23 protein-coding genes are annotated in these 22,568 nt (G+C 62.4%); 11 read left to right on the top strand and 12 right to left on the bottom strand.

Annotation, left to right across the window (positions count from 1 at the left end):
- Positions 1 to 351: 351 nt before the first annotated feature.
- Complete coding sequence (locus tag ACN0SO_RS14690) at positions 352 to 1,245, bottom strand: LysR substrate-binding domain-containing protein (protein WP_417678969.1); 894 nt, start codon at positions 1,243 to 1,245, stop codon at positions 352 to 354.
- Positions 1,246 to 1,468: 223 nt separating this feature from the next.
- Between ACN0SO_RS14690 and ACN0SO_RS14685 the strand changes: the two genes are divergently transcribed.
- The 6 genes from ACN0SO_RS14685 (at position 1,469) to ACN0SO_RS14660 (ending at position 8,293) form a co-directional block, all read left to right on the top strand.
- Complete coding sequence (locus ACN0SO_RS14685; protein ID WP_417678967.1) at positions 1,469 to 2,257, top strand: HAD-IIA family hydrolase; 789 nt, start codon at positions 1,469 to 1,471, stop codon at positions 2,255 to 2,257.
- Entirely contained in the window at positions 2,251 to 3,177 is a 927-nt protein-coding gene (locus tag ACN0SO_RS14680; RefSeq protein ID WP_417678965.1) for an ABC transporter permease, read from the top strand. Before ACN0SO_RS14685 ends, ACN0SO_RS14680 begins: the two co-directional genes overlap by 7 nt.
- 3 nt (positions 3,178 to 3,180) lie before the next feature.
- Positions 3,181 to 4,095, top strand: a complete 915-nt coding sequence (locus tag ACN0SO_RS14675) for an ABC transporter permease (protein ID WP_417678963.1) — start codon at positions 3,181 to 3,183, stop codon at positions 4,093 to 4,095.
- Positions 4,096 to 4,161: 66 nt separating this feature from the next.
- The gene (locus ACN0SO_RS14670; protein WP_417678961.1) at positions 4,162 to 5,709 is read left to right on the top strand and encodes an ABC transporter substrate-binding protein; all 1,548 of its coding nucleotides are present in this window, start codon (positions 4,162 to 4,164) and stop codon (positions 5,707 to 5,709) included.
- A gap of 83 nt (positions 5,710 to 5,792) precedes the next feature.
- The gene (locus ACN0SO_RS14665) at positions 5,793 to 6,665 is read left to right on the top strand and encodes a metallophosphoesterase family protein (protein ID WP_417678959.1); all 873 of its coding nucleotides are present in this window, start codon (positions 5,793 to 5,795) and stop codon (positions 6,663 to 6,665) included.
- A complete protein-coding gene (locus ACN0SO_RS14660; RefSeq protein ID WP_417678957.1) occupies positions 6,662 to 8,293 on the top strand; it encodes an ABC transporter ATP-binding protein in 1,632 nt (543 codons plus the stop codon). Before ACN0SO_RS14665 ends, ACN0SO_RS14660 begins: the two co-directional genes overlap by 4 nt.
- Here the strand turns inward: ACN0SO_RS14660 and ACN0SO_RS14655 are convergent.
- From ACN0SO_RS14655 to ACN0SO_RS14625, 7 genes are read right to left on the bottom strand one after another with little or no spacing between them, the layout of a single operon-like run.
- On the bottom strand, positions 8,277 to 8,801 hold the full coding sequence (locus ACN0SO_RS14655; RefSeq protein ID WP_417678955.1) for an NADPH-dependent FMN reductase: 525 nt from the start codon (positions 8,799 to 8,801) through the stop codon (positions 8,277 to 8,279). The genes ACN0SO_RS14660 and ACN0SO_RS14655 overlap by 17 nt on opposite strands.
- Positions 8,802 to 8,821: 20 nt before the next feature.
- Positions 8,822 to 10,135, bottom strand: a complete 1,314-nt coding sequence (locus ACN0SO_RS14650) for a TRAP transporter large permease (RefSeq protein WP_417678953.1) — start codon at positions 10,133 to 10,135, stop codon at positions 8,822 to 8,824.
- On the bottom strand, positions 10,132 to 10,695 hold the full coding sequence (locus ACN0SO_RS14645) for a TRAP transporter small permease subunit (protein WP_417678951.1): 564 nt from the start codon (positions 10,693 to 10,695) through the stop codon (positions 10,132 to 10,134). The genes ACN0SO_RS14650 and ACN0SO_RS14645 overlap by 4 nt, the downstream gene beginning before the upstream one ends.
- A 15-nt stretch (positions 10,696 to 10,710) precedes the next feature.
- Positions 10,711 to 11,790, bottom strand: coding sequence for a C4-dicarboxylate TRAP transporter substrate-binding protein (locus ACN0SO_RS14640; RefSeq protein WP_417678949.1), 1,080 nt, complete (start codon positions 11,788 to 11,790; stop codon positions 10,711 to 10,713).
- Between the two features lie 20 nt (positions 11,791 to 11,810).
- Entirely contained in the window at positions 11,811 to 12,215 is a 405-nt protein-coding gene (locus ACN0SO_RS14635) for a YciI family protein (RefSeq protein ID WP_417678947.1), read from the bottom strand.
- A 47-nt stretch (positions 12,216 to 12,262) separates the two neighbouring features.
- Positions 12,263 to 13,408 carry a CaiB/BaiF CoA transferase family protein gene (locus ACN0SO_RS14630; protein ID WP_417678945.1) on the bottom strand — a complete coding sequence of 382 codons (1,146 nt, stop codon included), beginning with the start codon at positions 13,406 to 13,408 and terminating at the stop codon, positions 12,263 to 12,265.
- 3 nt (positions 13,409 to 13,411) lie between these two features.
- Positions 13,412 to 14,233, bottom strand: coding sequence for a citryl-CoA lyase (locus tag ACN0SO_RS14625; RefSeq protein ID WP_417678943.1), 822 nt, complete (start codon positions 14,231 to 14,233; stop codon positions 13,412 to 13,414).
- Between the two features lie 146 nt (positions 14,234 to 14,379).
- Between ACN0SO_RS14625 and ACN0SO_RS14620 the strand changes: the two genes are divergently transcribed.
- The 3 genes from ACN0SO_RS14620 to ACN0SO_RS14610 all read left to right on the top strand — a co-directional run bounded on the left by ACN0SO_RS14620 (position 14,380) and on the right by ACN0SO_RS14610 (position 17,647).
- The gene (locus tag ACN0SO_RS14620) at positions 14,380 to 15,237 is read left to right on the top strand and encodes a dioxygenase (protein ID WP_417678941.1); all 858 of its coding nucleotides are present in this window, start codon (positions 14,380 to 14,382) and stop codon (positions 15,235 to 15,237) included.
- A gap of 23 nt (positions 15,238 to 15,260) precedes the next feature.
- Positions 15,261 to 16,061 carry an IclR family transcriptional regulator domain-containing protein gene (locus tag ACN0SO_RS14615; RefSeq protein WP_417678939.1) on the top strand — a complete coding sequence of 267 codons (801 nt, stop codon included), beginning with the start codon at positions 15,261 to 15,263 and terminating at the stop codon, positions 16,059 to 16,061.
- Between the two features lie 74 nt (positions 16,062 to 16,135).
- Positions 16,136 to 17,647 carry an amidohydrolase family protein gene (locus ACN0SO_RS14610; protein WP_417678937.1) on the top strand — a complete coding sequence of 504 codons (1,512 nt, stop codon included), beginning with the start codon at positions 16,136 to 16,138 and terminating at the stop codon, positions 17,645 to 17,647.
- Positions 17,648 to 17,744: 97 nt separating this feature from the next.
- Here the strand turns inward: ACN0SO_RS14610 and ACN0SO_RS14605 are convergent, their stop codons facing one another.
- From ACN0SO_RS14605 to ACN0SO_RS14590, 4 genes are all read right to left on the bottom strand, one after another.
- Entirely contained in the window at positions 17,745 to 18,128 is a 384-nt protein-coding gene (locus ACN0SO_RS14605) for a hypothetical protein (RefSeq protein ID WP_417678935.1), read from the bottom strand.
- Positions 18,129 to 18,257: 129 nt separating this feature from the next.
- Positions 18,258 to 18,785, bottom strand: coding sequence for a DUF3592 domain-containing protein (locus ACN0SO_RS14600; RefSeq protein WP_417678933.1), 528 nt, complete (start codon positions 18,783 to 18,785; stop codon positions 18,258 to 18,260).
- A gap of 18 nt (positions 18,786 to 18,803) precedes the next feature.
- Positions 18,804 to 19,343, bottom strand: coding sequence for a DUF3592 domain-containing protein (locus ACN0SO_RS14595; protein ID WP_417678931.1), 540 nt, complete (start codon positions 19,341 to 19,343; stop codon positions 18,804 to 18,806).
- Positions 19,336 to 19,803, bottom strand: coding sequence for a DUF805 domain-containing protein (locus ACN0SO_RS14590; RefSeq protein ID WP_417678929.1), 468 nt, complete (start codon positions 19,801 to 19,803; stop codon positions 19,336 to 19,338). Before ACN0SO_RS14590 ends, ACN0SO_RS14595 begins: the two co-directional genes overlap by 8 nt.
- 212 nt (positions 19,804 to 20,015) lie before the next feature.
- Between ACN0SO_RS14590 and ACN0SO_RS14585 the strand changes: the two genes are divergently transcribed.
- On the top strand, positions 20,016 to 21,272 hold the full coding sequence (locus ACN0SO_RS14585; RefSeq protein WP_417678927.1) for a hypothetical protein: 1,257 nt from the start codon (positions 20,016 to 20,018) through the stop codon (positions 21,270 to 21,272).
- A 30-nt stretch (positions 21,273 to 21,302) separates the two neighbouring features.
- Positions 21,303 to 22,511, top strand: a complete 1,209-nt coding sequence (locus ACN0SO_RS14580) for a TMEM43 family protein (protein WP_417678925.1) — start codon at positions 21,303 to 21,305, stop codon at positions 22,509 to 22,511.
- Positions 22,512 to 22,568 lie beyond the last annotated feature (57 nt).

Genomic DNA, 22,568 nt, shown 5'->3' with positions numbered 1-22,568 from the left:
TGCCAATACCTGTTTCACCTGGTAGGCTTTCGCCTTTCCGTTCTTTCCCTTTTGGATGTTCACCCGTGGGTCGCCCAACCAAGGCGTTTTGTAAACGTGATGACTCGTTCCCCGTTGGCGCGGCTCACCAAAAAAGTGTTCGCACACTGCTGCGAGACTGGAAAAACGCACATTTTGCGGCGCCGTTTCCATCTCTTTGAGGATTTTGTCTAGCTGCTTCACATTTAAAATATAGTATCATTATTGGTACTATTCAAACGAATAATGATCAACATTTGATACCTAGAGCGGGTCGCCGGAAATCGGCGCAGCCTTGATATCCGCCTGCTTATTCAGAACAGCAAAAAGCATTTACTGCCGCAGAAGGGTATCCGCGTCCTTACGGAAGGCCTCGACGGACGTGAAGAAGGCGTCGAGCAGGACGCTGCGCTCGTCGGCGAGGGAAAAGACCACTTCATCGTATTCGCGATGCATGTCGCTGACCGGCACCCGGTGGACCACGTCGGTGCGCCCGGTGCCGAAGCGCCACATGAAGCCGACGCCGAGGCCGTTGACCACGGCCTCGTAGACCGCGTCGCGGGTGTCGAGGGTCAGGAACGGGACGGGCTCGAACCCGGCAGCGCGAAAGGCACGGTCCACCACGCGCTGGGTCGACGAGCCGCGGGTCCGGAAAATCAGCGGCTCAGCCATCAGCCGCTCGCAGGTGACAGAAGCCTCCCGCGACAGGGCGCTGTCCGGATGGACGATGGCGACCACGTTCTGGCGGGCCAGCAGCGCCTGGCGGAAACGCCCGTCGGCGGGCACGTCCGGCAGGACGGCGACATCGACCTCGCGCCGCAGGACCGCCTTGGTAATCTGTTCGTGGGACCCGGTCTCCACGGCGATCTCGATGCTCGGATGGCGTTTCAGGAATTGGGCGACCAGCGCCATGCCGGGCATGGAATTGCCCAGCCCGATGGTCAGCCGACCGTTCAGGAGCGTGTTGTGGCGCGACAGGATCCGCCGAGCCTCACGCTCGGCTTCAGCCATACGTTCGGCGATGTCGCAAAGTTCGTTGCAGAGCGGCGTGGGATAAAGAACGCCGTTCTTGCGGTCAAACAGGCGGACGCCGAATTCCGCCTCCAGTTCCTTGACGTGACGGGCCACGGCCGGCTGGGAAATCTTGAGCGCCCGGGCGCCTTCCGCATAGGAGCCGCCGGCCGCGACCGCATTGATCGCGCGGATACGAGACAATGTCACCGACATGAAAAGTCAGCCATTCCTGTTGGAAGCAACGCAAATGTTTTGCTGGCCCATACCATAGGTTTTCTTTGTTACGGCGGCGTCACACTTAGACGACAGTTTCATATCCATCCCGAGGCCGGAGCCACGTTCCGGCTTTCTTGAAACAAAACGGACCGCATTCCGTACCCGGCCCCTACGCGGTGAGGGCGCCGGAACGATCAATTGCGGCCAATCGGATGGACAGATGCTGGAATTGAGAAACAGGCAGGTTCAGGACCTGACCCCGGAGATGGTCGCCGGCTACGACGCCGTCCTGTGCGACCTCGACGGCTGCCTGGTTGCCGGAGGACAGCCTCTTTCCGGAGCGCTGGAGTTCGCCGATGCGGTGGCGGACCGCCTCTGGATCGTTTCCAACAATTCCGCCGATACCGGGGAAACGCTTTCCGACCGTCTGGCCCTGATTGGCTTCGACATCCCGGACGATCGGATCTGTCTGGCCGGTGAAGTCGCGGTCAACCGGATCGCACGGGATTATCCGGGTGCTGCCCTCCAGGTGTTTGCGGAAGACCCGATCCGCGATCTGGCGGAAACCCTCGGTCTCCGGCCGGTCGACACGGCGCCCGATGTGGTGCTGCTGGCGCGCGATCCGCGTTTCACCATCGCCGACCTGCAACGGCTCCTGAAGGCGCTCCATCAGGGCGCCGACCTCATCGTCGCCAATCTGGACGCCACCCATCCGGATCCGGACGGCCTGCCGGTTCCCGAGACCGGAGCGCTCGCCGCCGCGGTCCGCCTGTGCAAGCCGGATGTGGTCCTGCGGTCCGTCGGCAAGCCGGAACCAACGCTGATCGACCTGGCGCTCGGCCGGTCCGGCGCCACGGCGGAAACCTCCGTCTTCGTCGGCGACAACCCGGCAACCGACGGCGAGGCCGCCGCCCGCGCCGGTCTGGCCTTCATTCATGTGGCCCGGCCGCCGGCCATTCCCTTGAACGAAAGCGTCGTCTCCCCACCCCAAGGAGCGCTGTCATGCTGAGTTATGTCCTGCGGACGCTGTTCAAGATGGCGATCACGCTGTTCATCATCATCACGCTGGTCTTCTTCGCCACCCGGCTTTCCGGCAATCCGATCGATTTCGTGATCGGCGAAGGCATCACCCAGGAAGACCGCCAGCTGCTGATCGCCTATTACGGCCTCGATGGGTCCGTCGCCACGCAATACTGGAAATTCATCGCCTCGATCTTTACCGGCGAATTCGGCCTGTCGTTCCTGGAGCGGCGTCCGGTCGCGGAAATCGCCGCCGAGCGGATCTGGCCGTCGCTGAAGCTCCTCTTCAGCACCGCGGTCTTCACCTTCGCGCTTTCCATCCCGCTCGGCATTGCGGCGGCGGTCTACCGGACCCGGTTCGTCGGCAGCGCCATCATGGCGATCGCCTTCATGGGCTATGCCGTGCCGCCCTTCGTGATCGCCACCCTGCTGGTGCTGATCTTCGCCTACACGCTCAACTGGCTGCCCGTGGTCGGAGACGGCACCGCGCTGCATTTCATCATGCCGACGCTTGCCATGTCGGGCATGTTCGTCGCGGCCCTGACGCGGTTTACCCGCAACGCCATGCTGGACGTACTCGGCCAGGACTACATGCGCACCGCCCGGGCCAAGGGCCTGCCGGAACGCACCGTGATCCTGAAGCACGGCCTGCGAAACGCCTCCATCACGATCCTGTCCGTCGTCGGCCTGCAGATCGCCGGCTGGATCGCCGCAGGCAGCGTGGTCATCGAATCCATCTTCTCCTGGCCGGGGATCGGCGACCTGCTGGTGCGCTCCGCGATCATGCGGGACTACCCGGTGCTCCAGTTCGGCGTGCTGATGGTCGCCGTCGCCGTCATCTGCATCAACGCCGCGGTCGACATCGCCTACGCCTATGCCGATCCGCGCATCCGTCTTGCAAAGGGATAAGCCATGAGCGACCTCACTTCTTCCCTTCCCCAGGCCACCCGGCGGCCGTACCTGTCCCTGCACCGGATCCCCGGCTACACACTGTGGTGCAAGGCCGACTGGGTTCTCAGGATCGCGCTGATCGTCGGGCTCATCCTGGTGCTGCTGACGATCGCAGCACCCTTGATCTCGCCGTTCGATCCCAACCATCAAAGCCTGATCTCGCGCCTGCGCCCGCCGCTCGGCTTCGAGCGCTACAAGGCCGGATTTTTCCTCGGCACCGACGAACTTGGCCGGGACATTCTCTCGCGCTGCATCTACGGCCTGCGCCTGACTTTTGCCCTTGCTCTCGCCGGCGCCGTCATCGGGCTTCTGATCGGCGGCACACTCGGGCTGCTGGCCGGTCTCGTCGGCGGCGTGTTCGAGGATATCGTCATGGGCGCGGTCGATGCCCAGATCGCCATTCCCTTCACCCTGATCGCGCTGCTGATCCTGGCCATCTTCGGCAGTTCGCTGGAGGTCATGGTGCTGGTGCTCGGCGTCTACGGCTGGGAGCAGCACGCGCGTATCGTTCGCGGCGAAGTACGCAAGCTGACCGGAATGCCGTTCATCGAGGCGGCACGGGCGGCCGGCGCCACCCCGCTGCGCATCGCCCTGCGCCACATCCTGCCCAACGTGGTGTCGCCGCTGGTGGTCCAGTTCACCCTGAACTTCTCCAACATCGTCATCCTGGAATCGACCCTGTCGTTCCTCGGCCTCGGCGTCCAGCCGCCGACCGCGACCCTCGGGTCCATGGTCGGCGTCGGCCGCGACTACCTGCCGACGGCACCGTGGATCGTGGTCGCCCCGGCGATGATGATCCTGCTCCTCACCTTCGCCGTGCAGATCCTCGGCGACTGGCTCCGCGACCACGCCGACGTGCGCCTGCGCAGCCGCTGACCCTTTCAAAAACCAGAAGCCGGAACGGCCACTGCCTGCAACCCCTTGAAGCCCTGGAGGCTTATGATGAAGAAACTTCTGGCAACCACCGCACTTGTTTCGATGCTTGCATCGGGCGCATTCGCGGCAGAGATCACCGTTGGCGCCGCCAACGTTTCCAGCTACCTCGATCCGGGCCGCGACCATTCCAACGTCGGCTCCCAGTTCTATTACAATGCCTTCGACACGCTGATCGACCGGAACCACGACACCACGGAGACCGAATGGGTTCCGGCCCTTGCGACCGAATGGAAGTTGCTCGAGCCGACGGTCATGGAACTGAAACTGCGCGAAGGCGTGAAGTTCCACAACGGCGAAGACATGACCGCCGACGACGTGGTCTTCTCCCTGAACCGCATGTACCAGGCGACCTTCACGCCTTATCAGGTGCGCGCCCGCGACCGCCTCGGCAATTTTGAGAAGGCCGAGAAAGTGGACGATTACACCGTCCGCATCTACGCCAAGCGTCCCGAGCCGCTGTGGGAAACGCTTTTGAACCTGCAGCAGGTCATGATCATCCCGGAAGAGTACACCAAGGCGCTCGCCGGCGATCCGAACGTCGCAGAAGACGACGACTACGAAGCCTTCTCCCTGAAGCCGGTCGGCACCGGCCCGTACAAGGTCGCCGAATTCGTTCCGGGCGAACGGGTCGTCTGGGAAAAGTTCGACGATTTCTGGGGTGAAAAGGCCCCGCTCGACAAGGTCACCGTCAAGCACATGCCGGAAACCGCATCGCGCATCACCGCCCTGAAGACCGGTGAAGCCGACATCATCACCAACATCGCTCCGGACCAGCTGTCCCTGATCGAAAGCGATCCGGACATGAAAGCCGAAGGCAGCGCGACCGCTCTGTTCCACGTCATGATCATGAACGTGAACCATCCGGTGCTGAAGGATCCGCGCATCCGCCAGGCCCTGTCACTGTCCATCGACCGGGACGCGCTCAACGAAGCCCTGTGGCTCGGCAAGGCCGTGGTGCCGTCGACCCACACGCTGAAGGAATTCGGCCAGCTTTACCAGCCGGAGCTGACGACCTTCGAATACAATCCGGAAAAGGCGAAGGAACTCCTGAAGGAAGCCGGTTACGACGGTACCGAGATCACCTTCGACACCGCGCCGAGCTACTACACCAACGGCCTGCTCGCCGCTCAGGCGATCATGGAAATGTGGGCCGAGGTCGGCATCAAGGGCAAGGTGAACGTCGGCGACAAGTGGACCGGCAATTCCCCGGATCTGATGGTGCGCAACTGGTCCAACCCGATGTATTTCGCCGATCCGTTCGGCTGCTTCGGCGTGATGTGGGCCCCGAACGGTCCGTCGGAATCCGAAGGCCGGTTCAACACCGACGAGGAGTACGCGAAGATCTGGGAGAAATTCCGCTTCTCCGGCGATGTCGAACTGCGCCGCGCGGCCTATGCGGACCTGATGGAACGCATCAAGCAGGATCCGCCGGTTCTGCCGCTCTACCGTCCTTACGAAAGCTGGGCGATGAAGACCAACGTCAACTGGGCGCCGAAGCCGGGTCACATTCCCTACGTGCTCGACTTCCGCGCCGGTTCGATCTCCTTCGACTGAGTTTGACCGTTACCTGACAAACCCTGCATCGCCGGCTCTCGCCGGCGGTGCCTCTTCCCCGAAAACATAAAAAGGCTTCCCCCGTGTCCGTCCGCATCTGCATCGTCTCCGACATTCACCATGGCACTCCGACCACCACCAAGCGCGGCGATACGGCGCTCGGGCTGATGGACGAGTTCGTGCGCTTTACCAACGACGCAAAGCCGGATTTCGTGGTCGATCTCGGCGACCGGATTTCCGATATGGACCGGGACACGGACCTGCGCCTGGAACGCGAGGTCGCCGAGGCGTTCAAGCCGATCACGAGCCCCATCCATCACATCAATGGCAATCACGACCGGGACTATCTGGAGGTATCCGACAACGAGGAAATCCTCGGCCAGTCGCTTGAAAACACCACGTTCGACATCGGCGGCTGGCGGATCGTGCTGTGGCGCGCAGATAGCAAGATCATGCGCTCGCCGGAACACTCCGGCTTCGTCCTGCGCGAAACCGATCTGGTCTGGCTGTCTCGCGTCGCCCAGACCGCCGACCGGCCCTTGCTTGTCATGAGCCATGTGCCGATTTCCGGCCATGCCCAGACCGGCAACTACTATTTCGAACGCAACCCGGAATCCTCGACCTACCCGATGGCGGAACGCGCCCGCGCGGCCCTTGCCCAGGCGCGGGTGCCGGTCACCTGCATAGCCGGCCACGTGCACTGGAACACCATCACCACGGTCGACGGCATCACCCACCTGACGCAGCAATCGCTGACGGAAAGCTTCACCACCAACGGCGAACCGGCTGGCGCCTACGGCATGCTGGAACTCGGCGACACGGTGAACTGGCAAGTCCATGGCGACGATCCGATCGCGTTCTCGTTCAAGCCGGGCCTGGCCCGCTGGACCCCGCCGCTTCCCGGCTTCGACAGCCATCCGGAATTTGCAGCCCGCCGCAGAGGCCAACTGAAATGAACGCTCCCGTCGTCGAGGTACAGGACCTGCGCATTGCCTTCGGCAGCCATGAGGCGGTCAAGGGGCTCTCCTTTGCGATCCGGCCTAAGGAAACGCTGGCGCTCGTCGGCGAATCCGGGTCGGGAAAATCGGCGACGGCGCTATCGATCCTGCGCCTGATCGAACGCGAAGGCGGCCGGATCGCCTCCGGCAGCATCCGGCTGCGCGATAGAGACAACGTCATCGACCTGACGGATCTGCCTGATGCGCGGCTCTCCGACATTCGCGGCGACCGGATCTCCATGGTGTTCCAGGAGCCGATGACCTCGCTCAATCCGGTGCTGACCGTGGGCAACCAGCTGGCGGAAGTCTTCATCCGCCACCGCGACATGTCCGTGCGCGCGGCACTGGCCGCCTCGGTAGAGGCCCTGGACCAGGTGCGTATTCCGGAGCCCGCCCGGCGGCTGAAGCAGTTCCCGCACGAGCTTTCCGGCGGCCTGCGCCAGAGGGTGATGATCGCCATGGCGCTTGCCTGCCGGCCGCAGCTTCTCATCGCGGATGAGCCGACGACGGCGCTCGACGTGACGACCCAAGCGGAAATCCTCGACCTGATCCGCTCGCTTCAGGCGGAAATCGGCATGGGGGTCCTGTTCATCACCCACGACATGGGCGTCGTGGCGGAAATCGCCGACCGGGTCGTGGTCCTGAAAAACGGCATCAAGCAGGAAGAGGCAACGGTCGCCGACCTGTTTCAGGCGCCGAAGGCCGCCTATTCCAGGCAGCTTATGGCCGCGACGCCGAAACTGGGCGAAGGCAGCCAGGCCGGCAAACCGGCAAGCGAGATCGTGCTCCAGGTGGATGGGCTGTCGACCCGGTTTTCATCGAAGTCCGGGCTGTTTTCAAAGAAGACCGACAAGCACACCGCCGTCAACCGGGTCTCCCTTCAGGTCGCGCGCGGCGAGACGCTGGGGCTCGTCGGCGAATCCGGTTGCGGCAAGTCCACGCTCGCCCGGTCGATCCTTCGGCTGATCGAACCGGAGGAGGGCACCGTCCTTCTGAACGGAAAGCCGATGACCGGTGTCTCGAAAGACGTGCTGCGCGAAACCCGCAAGGACGTGCAGATCGTGTTTCAGGACCCGTTCGCAAGCCTCAACCCGCGCCTTGCCGTCCACGACCTCATCACCGAACCGGCGCGGATTCACGGACTGGTCTCGGCCAGGGACCAGAAGGACCTGGCGGCTCAGCTCGTCGAGAAAGTCGGCCTGGAACGGGACGCGATCTTCCGGTTTCCGCATCAGTTCTCGGGCGGCCAACGGCAGAGACTGTGCATCGCCCGGGCGCTCTCCGTGTCACCGAAGCTGATCATCGCCGACGAGGCTGTGTCCGCGCTCGACGTCTCGATCGCCCGGCAGGTGACCGACCTGATGCTCGACCTTCAGGCGCGCGAGGGCGTGTCCTTCCTGTTCATTTCCCATGACATCGCCGTGGTGGAACGGGTCAGCCACCGGATCGCGGTCATGTACCGGGGCGAAATCGTCGAAACCGGCCCGACGGACCGGCTTCTGTCGGCGCCGGAACATGCCTATACCCAGCGGCTTCTGGCAGCCGTGCCCAGCGCGATACCGGCGTCGCTCAGAGTTCTGCAATGAAGGCGGTCAGGGCCGTGGTCGCGAAGCTGATGATCGCCTCATCGGCCAGCAGTCCGTCCTTCATCTTGTCATTGGCGGTCGGGACGACGACTTCCTGATAGGGAAACACCCGGGCCAGAACCGCGCTCATGGCGTATTTCAGCTGCGCCTGGGCGCGGACGCCTCCGAGCGCGCCGCCGGAGACGGTGATGACGAAGACGGGCTTGTCCTTGAAGACGGAGGCATAGCCCGGCCGCGAGGCCCAGTCGATGGCGTTCTTGAGGACGCCGGGAATGCCGTAATTGTATTCCGGAGTGACGAACACCACACCGTCGGCCTCCGCCACCTGGCGCTTGAAAGTCTCGACTTGCCGGTTGTCGGTTATGTCGGCGTTGTAATGGGGCAGCGCGCCGATGTCGGCCTCGTCAAACGCACAAGCCCCGGCAAGGGCAGCCTGCAGCGCCCGCTGGGTGCCGCGGGCGGAAGAGGCGGTCCGCAGGCTGCCGCAGATGAAGAGGAGCGTCTTCATGGGTCTGGTCTCCGAAGTTTTTATAGCCGGGCGAGATAGGTCGCGATCGGCGGGAAGGCGACGATGATCGCGATGCACAGGATCATGGTGAGGACGAAGGGCATGGCGCCGCGGAAGACGTCGCCCAGCGTCAGGTCCGGATCAGCCATGGACGACTTGATCGTGTAGACGGACAGGCCGAAGGGCGGCGTGAGCAATCCGACCTCCACCCCGATCACGGTCAACACCCCGAACCAGATCAGGTCGAAACCTGCGGCCTCCGCGACGGGCAGGGCGATCGGCAGCAGGATCAGCATGATCGAGATGGAATCGATCAGGCAGCCGAGCAGGATCACCAGCACCAGGAAAAGCAGCAGAAATCCGTAAGCTCCGAGCGAACTGCTGAGAAGCAGATCGGCCAGTGCGTTCGGCAGGCCGGACAGCGCCAGCATGCGGCTGAAGAAGCTCGCCGACATGATCAGGAACAGGACGGACACGGTGATCTGCCCGGTTTCCACCAGCAGACGCCAGAAGCTGCGGCCGGTCAGGGATCTGCGCAGGAGCGCGACCACCAAAGCCCCGAACGCGCCTGCCGCGCCGGCTTCGGTCGGATTGAGAAAACCGCCGTACAGACCGCCGAGGACGAGCAGCATCAGGCACAGGATCGGGATCGCCTTGAACACGATGTCGAGCAAATTCAATTCGCCGATATCGCTTGTGTCATTCTCCTTTGAAAAGACGAAGTCCTTGCGGAACGTGGCCATGAGCCAGATCGCCAGGCAGAACATCAGGGAGAGCAGGATTCCCGGACCGATGCCTGCGAGGAACATGCGGCCCACCGATTCCTCGGCAATGACCGCATAGACGATCATCAGGAGCGACGGCGGGATCAGCATGCCCAGCACCGAACTGCCCGCGACGACCCCGGTCGAGAACTGCCGCGAATAGCCGTGCCGGGTCATTTCGGGAACCGCGACCCGGCTGAAGACCGAGGCGGATGCGATCGAAATGCCTGTAATCGACGCGAAGATCGCATTGGAAAACACGGTGGCCATGCCGAGACCGGCGCGGATCCGCTTCATGGCCCGTTCGAAGACATCGAACGTGTCCTTGCCGACGCCGGAAACGGTGACGAGCAGTCCCATCAGAACGAACAGCGGCACCACCGCGAAGAGATATTCGCGCAAGGAATCGTTGGCGACGGCGCCGATCATGCGAACGGCGACGATATCGTTGCGGATGGCGGCGACGCCGAAGAAGGAAACCGTCAGCATCGAGACCCCGATGGGCATGCCGAGATAGATCAGGACCATCAGGCCGGCGATGGCCGCGATACCGATTTCGACCGGGCTCATCTGGCACCTCCCGACGCCGCATAGCGCAGGGCGGCAACAACACGCATGAGAAATTCAATCGCGGCCACGGTCACGCCCAGCAGGATGAGCACCCGGAACGGCCACGTCGGCAGGGTCGCGATACCGGTCACCCCGATGTATTCGCCCGACTTCCAGTCCTTCTCCAGGATCCGGACCGTCGACCAGGCGATGCCGCCGATCGCGGCGGCGCCGACCGCATCGAAAACGGCGGACAGCAGGGCCCCTGCGCGCGGATAGCTTTCGCGGAAACCGGTGAAGAAGATTTCCGTACGGGCGAGACGGTCGGCGCGCACGGTGGTGGCAAGCTGCAGATAGACGATCATCACCAGCATCAGGGCGCCCAGTTCGGAGACAAGCGGCAGGGATGCGCCCAGGGTGTTGCGGGCCACCGCATCGGCGCAGATGACCAGCATCAAAACCCCGATCAGCAGCGTGCCCGTCGCCGCCAGCGCATCGACGAGAAAGGCCCAGGAGCGGCGCAGGATTGGAAGCCGGCGTTCCGTTTGGGAAACGCCGGCCTTTTCAGGATGTCCCGTCACGTTGCCGGACCGCGATCAGAGATCGTTGTCCCAGGCCCGCACGGGCGTCTCGCCTTTCTTGCGGAGACCGGTCATGTAGGCCTTGAGGAAATCGCGCGCCGGAATGTTCCGCTCCTCAAGGGAATCGGCCCATTCCTTGGCGAGATTCGGCATGGCGTTGACCCACGCCCCTCGATCAGCCTGCGTCATTGGCGTGATGGTGACCGGCGGGTTCTGGTCGGCCCCGACCTCGACCATCTTGTTGAGCGCGAATTCGTGGCGCTTCAGCAGGTCCTCGCCGTGGGAGACCGTGTAGTACTTGCCCGCCTCGACCATGGCGTTCTGCACTTCCTCGGGCAGACCGTCCCAGGTGTCCCGGTTGATCGCGACCGCGCCGGAGAAGGCAACGCCCATGTCCACGCGGGTGATATAGGGCGCCACCTCGTAGATCTTGGCCGGCAGGACGCCGAGGGCAAGCGACAGCACACCGTCCGACACGCCGGTCTGGATGTCGGTGTAGAAGGTGGTGAGCGCCCCGTCGACCGCATTGGCCCCGGTGCCGCGCAGCCAGTTGCCGAGCACGCCGGGAGCGGACAGTTTCATGCCGCTAAGCGCGGCGAAGCTGTCCAGAGGCTGCTTGGTGTAGAGGTCATAGCCGTCGGTTCCGGTGAAGCCGAGCACCTTCAGATTGTGCTGTTCCCACTCGTTGCGGAAGGCGTCGTTGGTCTCGAACAGTTCCTCCATCACCGACAATTGGACCGCCGGGTTGTTGGTGGAAAACGGCGCATAGCCGGACGCCTGGCTGAGCGGCAGCTTGGCGGCCTCCAGGAAGGAGAACACCCAGCCGATATCGGTGATGCCTTCCTCCACCGAGGTCAGCGTGGCGTTTGCCTTGTAGAGCTGGCCGCCGAAGGCCTCGTTCCAGTCGATCTTGTAGTTGCCGGTCTTGGCCAGGATCTCGTCGGTTTTGGCCATGAAGTGGGTCTTGATCATGCCGACCCACGGGATCGCGGTCGGGTGGCTCGACGCCACGGTGAGATTGATCGTTTCCTGGGCCATGGCCGGCACGGATAGTGTCAGCATGCCCGCAGTCAGCAGTCCGAACAGGGTTTTCATTGGTTCCTCCCTCCCTCTGTTCACAGCAATTCAAATGTCTGGCTCGAGTAGTCGAGCCGGACGGTGACGCTGCCTTCGTTGATCATCCAGGGGCGGACCCGGAAGGTCCGGGCGCCGCTCCGGTGCATCGGATCGCGTTCGGCAATGGCGATGGCGTCCGCCCGCGAGGCGGCGCGCACGACGACAAGACCTTCGCCCTCCCAGCGCTGCTCGTCGTCGGTCCACATGGGTCCGGCCGCATACATGATGCCGTCTTTTTCAAGCTGGACCTGGAAGGCCAGGTGGTCGGCCATCTGTTCCAGAACCGGTCCGATGCCGTTCGCCGGCTCGGTGAAGATGGCGTAGAGCTGCTTCTGCAGCATCTCGCGGCTGGCTTCCATGACGTCCGGCACCGGCAGTGCCGTCAGTTCCCCATTCCCGCTCATTGTTCCCCCCTTTGCTTCTTTGCGCTAAAGGCCCTCCCGGCCGACGCTTATCCGGTCTTCTTCCGCCTGAGTTCTTCGCGGATTTCGGCGCCGTGCTCGTCGAGCACCGGCGGCGGCACGATGTCGAGATCCGGCTCGCTGTCGAACGAATAAGGCGCCCGCACGGTGGTGAACGGCCCCATCGACGGGTGCTCGGCATGAACCGCGATCTGCAGGTGTTTCGCCTGCGGGTCTTCCAGCGCCTCGTTGGAATCGTAGGCCGGCGAATGAGGCACTTCCGCCGCCAGCAGCTTGTCGCACCAGCTTGCACGGGTGTCTGTTTTGAAGACCGGCGTGAAATGGGCGATCAGGTCGTCCTGGTGTTCGATCCGCCGCAGGCGTTCGCTGAAGCGCGGATCGTCGTTGAGTTGTTCCTGTCCGGTTGCCTGCAGCAGGCCGTTCCAGAACTTGGCCGGGGAGGAAAGATGGATCGCGATCCATTTCCCGTCGCTGCATTCAAACGTGTAGGACTGGGACACCACGGGGCGCGACAGCGGCCCCATCACCTCGCCTTCGGAGAAATAATGGGTGAAGCTGTCCAGGTTGAAGTGGGTCATGGCTTCCAGCATGGAGATGTCCAGCCGGCGGCCTTCGCCGGTCTGCGTCCGCTCCAGGAGGGCGGCGAGAATGCCGAGCGCGGCATACTGGCCCGTGACCGCATCGGCGATCGCCGGGCCGATCACCCGCGGGTTCACCGGCGGGGTCAGCAGGCGCAGATAACCGCTGGCGGCCTGGGCAACCGTGTCATAGGCCGGGCGGTCCTTCGACGGACCGGTGCGGCCGAAGCCTGAAATCGCGCAATAGATGAGATCCGGATTGACCTTGCGCAGATCCGCCTCCCCGGCCCCGAGCTTTTCGGCGACACCCGGCCGGAAGTTCTGGATGAAGACATCCGCGGAGGCGACCAGGTCGTGCAGGACCTGAAGATCTTCAGGCTTCTTGGTGTCGAGCGCGATGGAGCGCTTGTTGCGGTTGTAGGTCTGAAAGTGCGGCGAATAGAGGCCGCCCTTGAAAGCGCGGAACGGGTCGCCTTCGCCCGGACGTTCGACCTTGATGACATCGGCGCCAAGATCGGCCAGATGCATGCCCGCGGCAGGACCGGTGATGTAGGTGCCCAATTCGATCACGCGGATGTTTCTGAGGATCTTGACCATGGCTCAGTCCCGCGCCGCCTTTGTTTCTTTTGTCTTTTTCGAAGGTTTCCCGTCGTAGGCGATCGCGAGATCCGCCTCGTTCGACATGATGAAACCGATCGAGCGCTGCGCCTCTTCGTAAAGGTGCGCGGCCAGGCCTGCTGTGCGGGCAAGCAGGGGGACCGCCTTCAGGGCGTCGAGCGGCCAGCCGGCATCGAGAATGGCGGCCGGAATGGCGCCGGAGACATTGATCGGCAGCGGCCGGTTGATGATGCCGGGGGCATGTTTCGCCAGCACGCGCAGGGTTTCGATGTAAACGCCGGAGATGCCGTTCTTGTCGGCGATCTCAAGCAGCCGGTCCGCGCGCGGATCGCCGGCGCTGTGCTGGGGGTGACCGAGACCGGGAACCTTCTTGCGCGCTTCCTTGAGGGCGTGAAGGCTTTCGATCGCGGCGGTGTCGATGTCCTTGTCTTCGCTCTTCGCCTTGGCGATCACCTCGGCGAGATACCGGCCGGCGATCTCCGAACTTCCGGCGACCACCGAGCCCATGCCGAGAAGGCCTGCGGACATCGCCCCCTGCCAGGCTTCGGGTGCGGCGGCCAGCGTCATGCGCGCCGCCTGCACGCTCGGCACCAGACCGTGCTCCGCGATGGAGACGAGACAGGCATTCATCATGCGCCGCTGCTTGTCCGTCGGTTTTTCTCCCAGGACCAGCAGCCAGAAATAGTCGGTGAAATCGATCTCCCCGATCAGCTCGTCGACAAGGTTGTAGCCCCGCACAGTGATGCTTTCCGCGTCTGAGGTCGCGATAGCCGTGAAAGCCTGATCCTGCTTTCCGATACGCATGTCCGCTCCTTATATTTTTCGGTATGCGAAAACTTTTACGCTTGTAGAAATTTATTATCTGTTTTACGGTTTCGTCAAGGGTGCACGGCCGATTGCGAAGCTAATGTCGCGAAATCAACGGCTTGGCAGACGTACGGGAGGAGACGATGAAAGACGTGAACGAGTTCACGATCACCCAGGCAGTGAAGGAGTCCTTCAAGACCGAGGACGGAAGCCGCATTCAGCTTTTGATCAACAAGCTGATCGAACACCTGCACGACTTCACGCGCGAGGTGAACCTCACACACGAGGAATGGATGGGCGTGCTCACCTTCCTCTATGACTGCGGCAAGATCTCAACGCCGGACCGGCACGAGTTCATTCTCCTGTCCGATGTGCTCGGCTTTTCCGCTCTGGTCGATATGATCAACACGCGCGGCGGGGCCACGGAAGGGTCAAACCTCGGCCCGTTCTATCTGGACAATGCGCCGGACATGCAGCTTGGCGGCCATCTCGCCGACGGTCGCGACGGTGTCACCGTGCTTGTCCACGGCAAGGTGATGGACACGCTGCGCAATCCGCTTCCCGGCGCGATCATCGACACCTGGCAGGCCGATTCCAGCGGCACCTATCCGATCCAGGAGGAAGGCCAGGACAAATACGACCTGCGCGGCAAGTTCGTGGCCAACGACAAGGGCGAATACTACTACACTACCGTCCTGCCCAAGCCCTATACGGTCCCCTATGACGGCCCGGTCGGCGATCTTCTGCGCGCCGGCAACCGGCACGCATGGCGCGCGGCACATCTCCATTACATCATCCGCGCCGCTGGCATGAACGCGATCACCACCGAAGTCTTCTTCGAAAACACCGAATATCTGGACAATGACGCGGTGTTCGGCGTACGCAGGTCGCTGATTGCAAAGCTGGAGCCGGTCAAGCCGACCGACACGTTCGACTTCGATTTGAAGATCAAACCTGACGCCAAGTTCAAGTTCGATTTCGTTCTCGCTCCCCAAGGCTGAGCGGGAACGGAAAGGAAGCCGACTTGGAAGAGACGACCCGACCACCGGAATTCGTGGAAGCGCTCGCTAAGGGCCTCGCGATCATCGAATGTTTCGACAGCGGGCATCCGGAAATGAGCCTCAGCGAAATCGCCCGCCGGACCGGCCTTACGCCGGCCGCGGCCCGGCGCAGCCTGATCACGCTGGTGGAACTCGGCTATGCCGGGCACGCCAACAAGCGGTTCTTCCTGCGGCCGAAGGTGATGGGACTGGGCTCTGCCTTCTATTTCTCCGCGCGGATCGACGAGATGCTGCTTCCCGAACTGCGCAACGTGGTCGAGGATTTCGGCGACGCCTCTTCGGTGGGAACGCTCGACGGCGAGGATGTCATCTATATCGCCCATTACTCGGTGCAGCGTGCCCGCCGCGCCACCGCCGTCGTCGGCGCGCGTTACCCTGCCCATGCCACTTCGCTCGGCCGGGTGCTTCTGGCAGGCTTAAGCAACGATGCGCTGTACGCCTATTTTCACGACCTTCGGCCGAAGGCGCTCACCAACAAGACCGTGACGGACAAGGAGGCGCTGCGGCGCGAGGTGGAGCTTGCCCGCGAACGCAACTACGCCACCACCGTCGACCAGCTCGACTACGGCATTACGGCAATCGCGGTGCCGATCCGCGGCAGCAACGGCCGGACCATCGCGGCCCTGAATTCCTCCGGCTACACCGGACTGGTGACCCCGGAACAACTCGTAACCGAACGCCTGCCGAAGCTGCAGGCGACCGCTTCGCGCATCGCCCATGCGATCGCACGCTATCCGATGGCGGAATCGATTATCGGCAGCTGACCCGGCGACAGGATGTCTGTCACTCCCGTCGTCTGCTGCCGTCGTCGCACATGCAAGACTAGGGAGGACTTCCAATGTGCAGACTTTGCGGGAGCGGCGCGCCGCTTTCTTCATGCCCGACGCGGCGTTACTATCTGAGCCTTGCCGGCACCGCCGGCGCGGAGGCCGCGGCCGCAACCCTCAACGGTTCGACCGCCGCCCAGGATGCCGCGGCAGCGACCCTGCCCAAAGGCATCGGCGAAGCGGGCCGGAAGGTGCTGATCAAGGGGGGCGCGATTCTTTCGGTCGACGACAGCATCGGCAACTTTCCCGTCGGCGACGTCCTGATCGACGGTAGCCTCATCGCGGAAGTCGGCGCCAACATCGATGCGCCGGACGCCGTCGTGATCGATGCTTCGGGAAAGATCGTCATGCCCGGTTTCATCGATACCCACCACCACCAGTTCGAGACCGCGCTGCGCGGGGTGCTTGCGGATGCAATCCTGATCAACGACGGCCGTCCGGAAAGCGAATACAATTATTATGAGAAGATGCTGCAGACCTTCTCCATGGTCTACCGGCCGGAGGACGTTTACATCAACGAGCTGTTCGGATCGATCGCCCAGCTCGATGACGGAGTCACCACCGTGATGGACGTCAGCCAGATCCATCATTCGCCGGAGCATTCGGACGCGGCCATCGAAGGCCTGCGCGACGCGGGCCGCCGCTCGGTGTTCGGCTATTTCGAGGGCTGGGGCGACAATGCGAAATATCCGGAGGACGCCCGGCGCATCAAGGCGGAGCATTTTGCCTCCGACGACCAGCTGATCACCATGGTCATGGGCGGCGAGATCTACCTGCCCGGTTACGAGAAGAGCTGGGAGATCGGCCGCGAGCTAGGCCTTCCGATCGCGCTCCACGTGGTCGGCACCTTCGGCATGCAGCCGGTCTTCGATGAACTGGGTGCCGCGGGCAAATTCGGCCCGGACAACATCTTCATCCATATGACCGGCATGTCGGACGAAGGCTGGAACTACACCGCCGACGCGGGCGCGCATATTTCCCTGTCGGTGCCGATCGAAATGCACATGCGCCACGGCGCACCGCCGATCCAGAAGGCGATCGACCACGGCCTCCGGCCGTCCCTGTCCTCCGACGTGGAATGCACCATGACGGCGGACGCCTTCACCCAGATGCGCTCCATGGTGACCCTGCAGCGCATGTGCGCCAATGAACTGGCGCTGGCCGGTAAGGACTATCCGACCCTGCTGACGGCCATGGACGCGATCCGGAGCGCCACCATCGAAGGCGCGCGCGGTCTCAAACTGGACAAGAAGACCGGCTCGCTGACCCCGGGCAAGGAGGCCGACATCATCCTGCTCGACGCCGAAGCCCTGAACGTCGCGCCTCTCAACCACGTGCCGGGCACCGTGGTCACGCTGATGGAGCGGACCAATGTGGACACCGTCTTCGTCGCGGGCAGGATCCGGAAATGGCGCGGGGTACTGATGGGCTTCGATCTGCCCCGCCTGCGTCGGGAACTCGAAGCCAGCCGCGATTATATATTCCGGGCCGCCGGTATCGATCAGGATCTGTTCCGGCATTAGGTCCCATTTCCCGGCAGGTGGCGGACCTCCGATTTCAGTTTAAAAGCCGGAAATCGTCGGAACGCCACCTGAAAGTACGGACCCTTAAAGCAGCCGGTTAGCGGCCGAAGACGCGGACGGTCGCGCGTCTCAGCTTGAGACTCGTTTCCTCATAGATGAATTTGACAGAGGCGATGTTGCGCCTGGGGCCCTTGAGGTCGATCGCGCGCGTGCATCGCCCTGCATTGATCCTCCTGGCAATCTTGACGTCCTGACGGCCGCCGTTGGCGAAGCGGACATCGACATCGTAGAAACGCACCGGATTGCGGAAAACACAGATCTTGATCTGCTTAAAACGCCGTGGCCCGGACGCGTGAACCACGTCCCGGTCCACCCGGTCGGTCACGACCCTGGTGCCAATCAGGTCCCAGGCGAAAGCAGGGCCGGGAATTGAAATCGCCAGAACGGCAGCGACAGACAACGCAATCGAATAAGTACGCATGCTAGACAATCCTTATCTCTTGCCCACTACCGGAAGAGATAGGAGGCCGGAGATATCCCGGCATGCGACGTTCGTGCGATGGGCGATGTTTTTCCTGGTGCCGTGCCGATGAGGAGTTATCGGCACCGTTCACCTGTAAGCGCTAACTGCTTTCCTGCCGCCTTTCAGCCAGCGCAACAACAGCAAGCTGGCGATTCCGGAAGGAACAAGAGCCGCCAGCGCGATCAGCGCGATGATGAGCGGCGCGGCCCACAGGGTCTCGAAGTTGTTGAGCTTCACATCGCCTTTTCGGTCCGGGCTAAACAGGATTTCGTGGCTGGATCCGATCGGGAAATTCCAATTGGGAGACGACAGTCCCGTGCTTGCCTCGGTCATGGAGCCGTCGGAGAATTGATATCGGAAGACGGGACTGTAGGCCATCGTGTCCCCGTCCCAGGGTGTCCAATCCTCCCATTCATAGACCCGCACGACCTCTCCGATTGTCCGTGCGGCCGTGGCATCGAGGTAAAGGCTTTGGAAGACCAGCCAGACCGTGGCGCACAGGAACCCGATCGGCAGGAGGAAGATCAGAAACCACATGCGCCATGAGGCTTCCCGCTTGCCGTCGCGCGTGCGCAACAGCCATTGGTGGGAGTTCATCGGGATGTAGACAAACATACCTTCGGCTCCTTGAGATTATTCCGGCCGGAGCCGTTCGGCGGCCGCCAGCTTTCTGCCGACCCGGTGGAACAGCCAGCCGCATGACCCGAAAAAGGCCGCCAGAAGTCCGGAGACGAGTAGCCCCCAGATGCTGCGTTCCGGGTCGATCCGGTTGAATTCGGGATTACCCGCCAGGTAGCGGACCGGAAACGTCTGCCCCTTGGCGAGGCCTCGGTAGAAATCTTCCGAAACCCGGCTCTCCTGCCGATAGTCCCGGCCGTCGGCCGCTAACCTGTAGGTTACGTGATAATCCGTCCGCATTTCGGTCCGGACCGCAGTTCCGCCAGCGCCATAGTAGCTGCGCACCACGCGATACGTCTCGTCGCGCAGGTCGACGACCGTTGCCTCGCCGGTTCTGCCGGCAACCTTCAGCAGGATTTCGCCCGCCCCCAGATAAACCAGCGCCAGCACCGCAAGCAGTGCGACGCCATAAAGAGCAAAGGCGAAGTAACGCAGTATTCTGGCAGCGTCCGATACCGGCTTGCCGACTGGCCTGGAGGTGTCCGCCTCAGCCATTGGCCGCCGCCAGCGGATCGGGCCCGAAGCGGTTTTCGCCGGACGTTCCTTTAAGGAAGCCGAGTTCAACGATCATCCACAACGAAACCGCGATCGACACATAGGTGACGATCATCGCCGGACGTCCCGGCACCGCGACCGCGACGCCGGCGATGTCCACGGCGGTATAGCCGATCAGGAAGATCGTCATCACGCTGTTCAGGATGGCGGGGCCGAGAAAAATAACCGCATAGGGTACGGCCGGCTTGTCCCTGTCATGCAGACGCTTCACCACCACGGCCGCCCAGATGTAACACATGGCAACCACGACGATGAGCTGCACGATCTTCATCCCCAAACCTGCCGGCAGAGCGGCGAACAATCCCAATCCCACCGCAACGCCGATGACCGCCATAACCAGGAAACCCAGCCAGAAAGTGCGCCGGGAAATGCGTCCGTCAAAACTTGTAAAGAGTGTCATTTCACTGTCTCGAAATTTAACCGGCCCCTAAAGATCCGGGCCGGTCGAAACCCACGCAACCACGCGAACGATAGGGGATCCGTCACCGCCGCACATCACACGAACGTCGCACGCACAGCCGCTTCCTTCTGCCTAGCCTTCCGGACGGGCAGAAGGAAAAGGACTGTATTTGGATGTCTCATTTCAGATTGAAAGCATGCACCAGTGCCGTAATGTTTTTTGCGGCGATCACCTTGTTGCCCATGCCCGCTTCGGCCGTCGACCTGGGAGCCTTGGCGGACCGCTTCCAGGCGCTGGACATCAAGGTTCTGAACAAGCCCGCGACCGCTGCCTCGCTGTCGACGCTCAAGTTCCTATCCGTCACAAGCACCGCGACCGCGTTTTCCGACGAAGACCTGAAAGCCGTCGTGGACTTGCCCAAGCTGCAAAGCCTGACGATTATCCACCAGCTTGACCTGACACCGTCCGGACTGGCTGCGATTTCCGGTTCATCGTCCCTGACCAACCTGTCTCTGACCAATCTTCAGATTACCGACGAAGCCGTCAGCGCGATTGCCGCCATGGCCAATCTGAAAGCTCTCAGCCTGGCCAGGGTGAAAGGCATCACCCCGGACGGGTTTGCGGCGCTCGCCACGTCAAAAAGCATCGAGCAGCTCACCCTGACAAGCATGTCGGTCGGCGATGCCGGACTGGAGGCGATTTCGGGCATGAGCCAGCTGGAACGCCTCAACATCGCGCGAACCAAGGGCGTCACCCCCAAAGGCGTTGCGTTGCTTGCCGGTCTGCCGCGCCTGCGCGACTTCGAAGCAAGCAATCTCTATATCGACGACGATGCGCTGAAGGCCTTTGAAAAGCATCCCTCTCTCAGCCGTTTGAACCTGAACAATGTGGACACCATCACCGACGCGGGTATCGGGCACATCGCGACCATTCCGGGTCTGAGCGAGCTCTTCCTGAACGACACGATCATTACCGGTACCTCGTTCAAGGCGCTGGCGGCTGCCCCCCATCTGAAAAGACTGTACCTGCAGCGGACAAGTCTCAGCGACGAAACGGCCGGCGATATCGGCAAGCTTGCCCAGCTTGAAGAGCTGAACCTGAACGAAAACCACGTCGGCGATCCGACCGCAGCGGAAGCGGCCAAGATCATCAGCCTGACCAACCTGTCCATGGCCGGCACGGACGTTGCCGACGAGGGGCTTAAAGCCTTCGCCGAGCACGGCTCGCTGGCCTTCCTGACCCTGTCCAAAACAACGGTCTCGGATGCCGGGATCGCCGCACTGGCAGGCAAAAATCTCAAAAGTATCAATATCGACGAAACCGCCGTCACGGATGCCGCCCTCAAGCATCTGGCCGGGCTTGAAAGCGTGACTTCCATCAACGTGCGCAAGACCGGCGTCACTGCCGAAGGAGTCGAGGAAGCAAAGAAGATCCGCGGCGATGGCAACCGCCTGAACATCTACAAATAACCGCCTGTCCGCGATCAAGGAACACCTCCCATGTCCGACCAGTTTACGGAGACAACATCCACATCCTGGTTCCGACGGATCACCGGTGCTTTCGGTGGCATAGCCGCCGGTTTCCTCCTCGTCATCGTCGCCTGCGGCGCTCTTTTCTGGAACGAGGGCCGCGCAGTGAAACTCGCGCGCGCCCTCAACGAGGGCGCCGAAACCGTCGTGTCCGTCGCTGCCGCACGCCCGGACGTTACCAACGACGGCCGGCTCGTTCACATCAGCGGACCGGTCAGGGTTGCCGCGCCACCGGCCGACCCCCTGTTCAGGGGCCTCGCGTTGCCGGTCAACACGATCCGGCTCATACGCCATGTCGAAATGTACCAATGGAAAGAAGAGACACGGCGCGAAACGCGAAACAAGATCGGCGGCGATACGCAAAAGGTGACCACCTACAGCTATTCCAGAACCTGGTCCTCCGGCCCCATCGCCAGCTCCAACTTCAAAAAACCGGAAGGACACGAAAACCCCGATTTCGCAGTCCCTCAAAACAGCGCGACGTCCGAAAGCGCAGCCGTCGGCGGGTTCCAGTTCCCCGGACGCATCCTGGCGGGACTTGGAAAGACGGAAACCCTGCCGCCGTACCAGACCCCTCTTGCCGGGTTGAAAAAATTTCTGGGCAACAGCTTCAAAGTCCAGCCCTCGGCCGACGCCATCTATGTGGGCAACAATCCGTCATCCCCTGCGATCGGCGACTTGAAGATAACCCTGACTGCTTTCGTCGCCGATAAGGCCAGCATCGTCGGCATGCAGCAAGGCGACCGACTCATGCCCTACAAAACCTCCAGCGGAAACAAGATTTTCCTCACAGCTGCCGGCGACAAGACGGCCACGGACATGTTCGAAACCGTCAAGTCGGCAAATGTCACCAAGACCTGGATCATTCGCGGGGTCGGCACGCTCGCGATCCTGATCGGCTTCCGGCTTATGTTCTCGATTGTCGGCGTTCTCGGCGATATCATTCCGTTTATCGGCGACGTCTTCCGCTTCGCCACCGGGCTCGCCGCCCTGGCTTTGACGTTTGTCCTCGCGCCGCTGGTCATGGGCGTGGCCTGGATCGCCTACCGGCCCGTTCTCGGACTCATTATGCTGATGGCCGGACTGCTGATTGCCGCAATGTTTCTGTTCATCGGCAAGTCACGAATCTCGGCACGGAAAACAGGCACAGGTACATCATCGCCGGCCTCCCCCGCTTAAGAAGGATTTTTTTGAGCGGTGAATGGATCGGTCGAAAAATCCGGGTCAAGCAGCTCC

It is taken from the genome of Roseibium sp. (assembly GCF_048260565.1).
Lineage (GTDB): Bacteria > Pseudomonadota > Alphaproteobacteria > Rhizobiales > Stappiaceae > Roseibium.
This window is presented reverse-complemented; position numbering and strand designations above follow the sequence as displayed.

Bases quoted from the DNA above. Each gene is read 5' to 3' on its own strand.
- ACN0SO_RS14690 (WP_417678969.1), bottom strand. From the start codon at position 1,245: ATGTCGGTGACATTGTCTCGTATCCGCGCGATCAATGCGGTCGCGGCC.
- ACN0SO_RS14685 (WP_417678967.1), top strand. From the start codon at position 1,469: ATGCTGGAATTGAGAAACAGGCAGGTTCAGGACCTGACCCCGGAGATG.
- ACN0SO_RS14680 (WP_417678965.1), top strand. From the start codon at position 2,251: ATGCTGAGTTATGTCCTGCGGACGCTGTTCAAGATGGCGATCACGCTG.
- ACN0SO_RS14675 (WP_417678963.1), top strand. From the start codon at position 3,181: ATGAGCGACCTCACTTCTTCCCTTCCCCAGGCCACCCGGCGGCCGTAC.
- ACN0SO_RS14670 (WP_417678961.1), top strand. From the start codon at position 4,162: ATGAAGAAACTTCTGGCAACCACCGCACTTGTTTCGATGCTTGCATCG.
- ACN0SO_RS14660 (WP_417678957.1), top strand. From the start codon at position 6,662: ATGAACGCTCCCGTCGTCGAGGTACAGGACCTGCGCATTGCCTTCGGC.
- ACN0SO_RS14655 (WP_417678955.1), bottom strand. From the start codon at position 8,801: ATGAAGACGCTCCTCTTCATCTGCGGCAGCCTGCGGACCGCCTCTTCC.
- ACN0SO_RS14650 (WP_417678953.1), bottom strand. From the start codon at position 10,135: ATGAGCCCGGTCGAAATCGGTATCGCGGCCATCGCCGGCCTGATGGTC.
- ACN0SO_RS14640 (WP_417678949.1), bottom strand. From the start codon at position 11,790: ATGAAAACCCTGTTCGGACTGCTGACTGCGGGCATGCTGACACTATCC.
- ACN0SO_RS14635 (WP_417678947.1), bottom strand. From the start codon at position 12,215: ATGAGCGGGAATGGGGAACTGACGGCACTGCCGGTGCCGGACGTCATG.
- ACN0SO_RS14630 (WP_417678945.1), bottom strand. From the start codon at position 13,408: ATGGTCAAGATCCTCAGAAACATCCGCGTGATCGAATTGGGCACCTAC.
- ACN0SO_RS14625 (WP_417678943.1), bottom strand. From the start codon at position 14,233: ATGCGTATCGGAAAGCAGGATCAGGCTTTCACGGCTATCGCGACCTCA.
- ACN0SO_RS14620 (WP_417678941.1), top strand. From the start codon at position 14,380: ATGAAAGACGTGAACGAGTTCACGATCACCCAGGCAGTGAAGGAGTCC.
- ACN0SO_RS14610 (WP_417678937.1), top strand. From the start codon at position 16,136: ATGTGCAGACTTTGCGGGAGCGGCGCGCCGCTTTCTTCATGCCCGACG.
- ACN0SO_RS14605 (WP_417678935.1), bottom strand. From the start codon at position 18,128: ATGCGTACTTATTCGATTGCGTTGTCTGTCGCTGCCGTTCTGGCGATT.
- ACN0SO_RS14600 (WP_417678933.1), bottom strand. From the start codon at position 18,785: ATGTTTGTCTACATCCCGATGAACTCCCACCAATGGCTGTTGCGCACG.
- ACN0SO_RS14595 (WP_417678931.1), bottom strand. From the start codon at position 19,343: ATGGCTGAGGCGGACACCTCCAGGCCAGTCGGCAAGCCGGTATCGGAC.
- ACN0SO_RS14590 (WP_417678929.1), bottom strand. From the start codon at position 19,803: ATGACACTCTTTACAAGTTTTGACGGACGCATTTCCCGGCGCACTTTC.
- ACN0SO_RS14585 (WP_417678927.1), top strand. From the start codon at position 20,016: ATGTTTTTTGCGGCGATCACCTTGTTGCCCATGCCCGCTTCGGCCGTC.
- ACN0SO_RS14580 (WP_417678925.1), top strand. From the start codon at position 21,303: ATGTCCGACCAGTTTACGGAGACAACATCCACATCCTGGTTCCGACGG.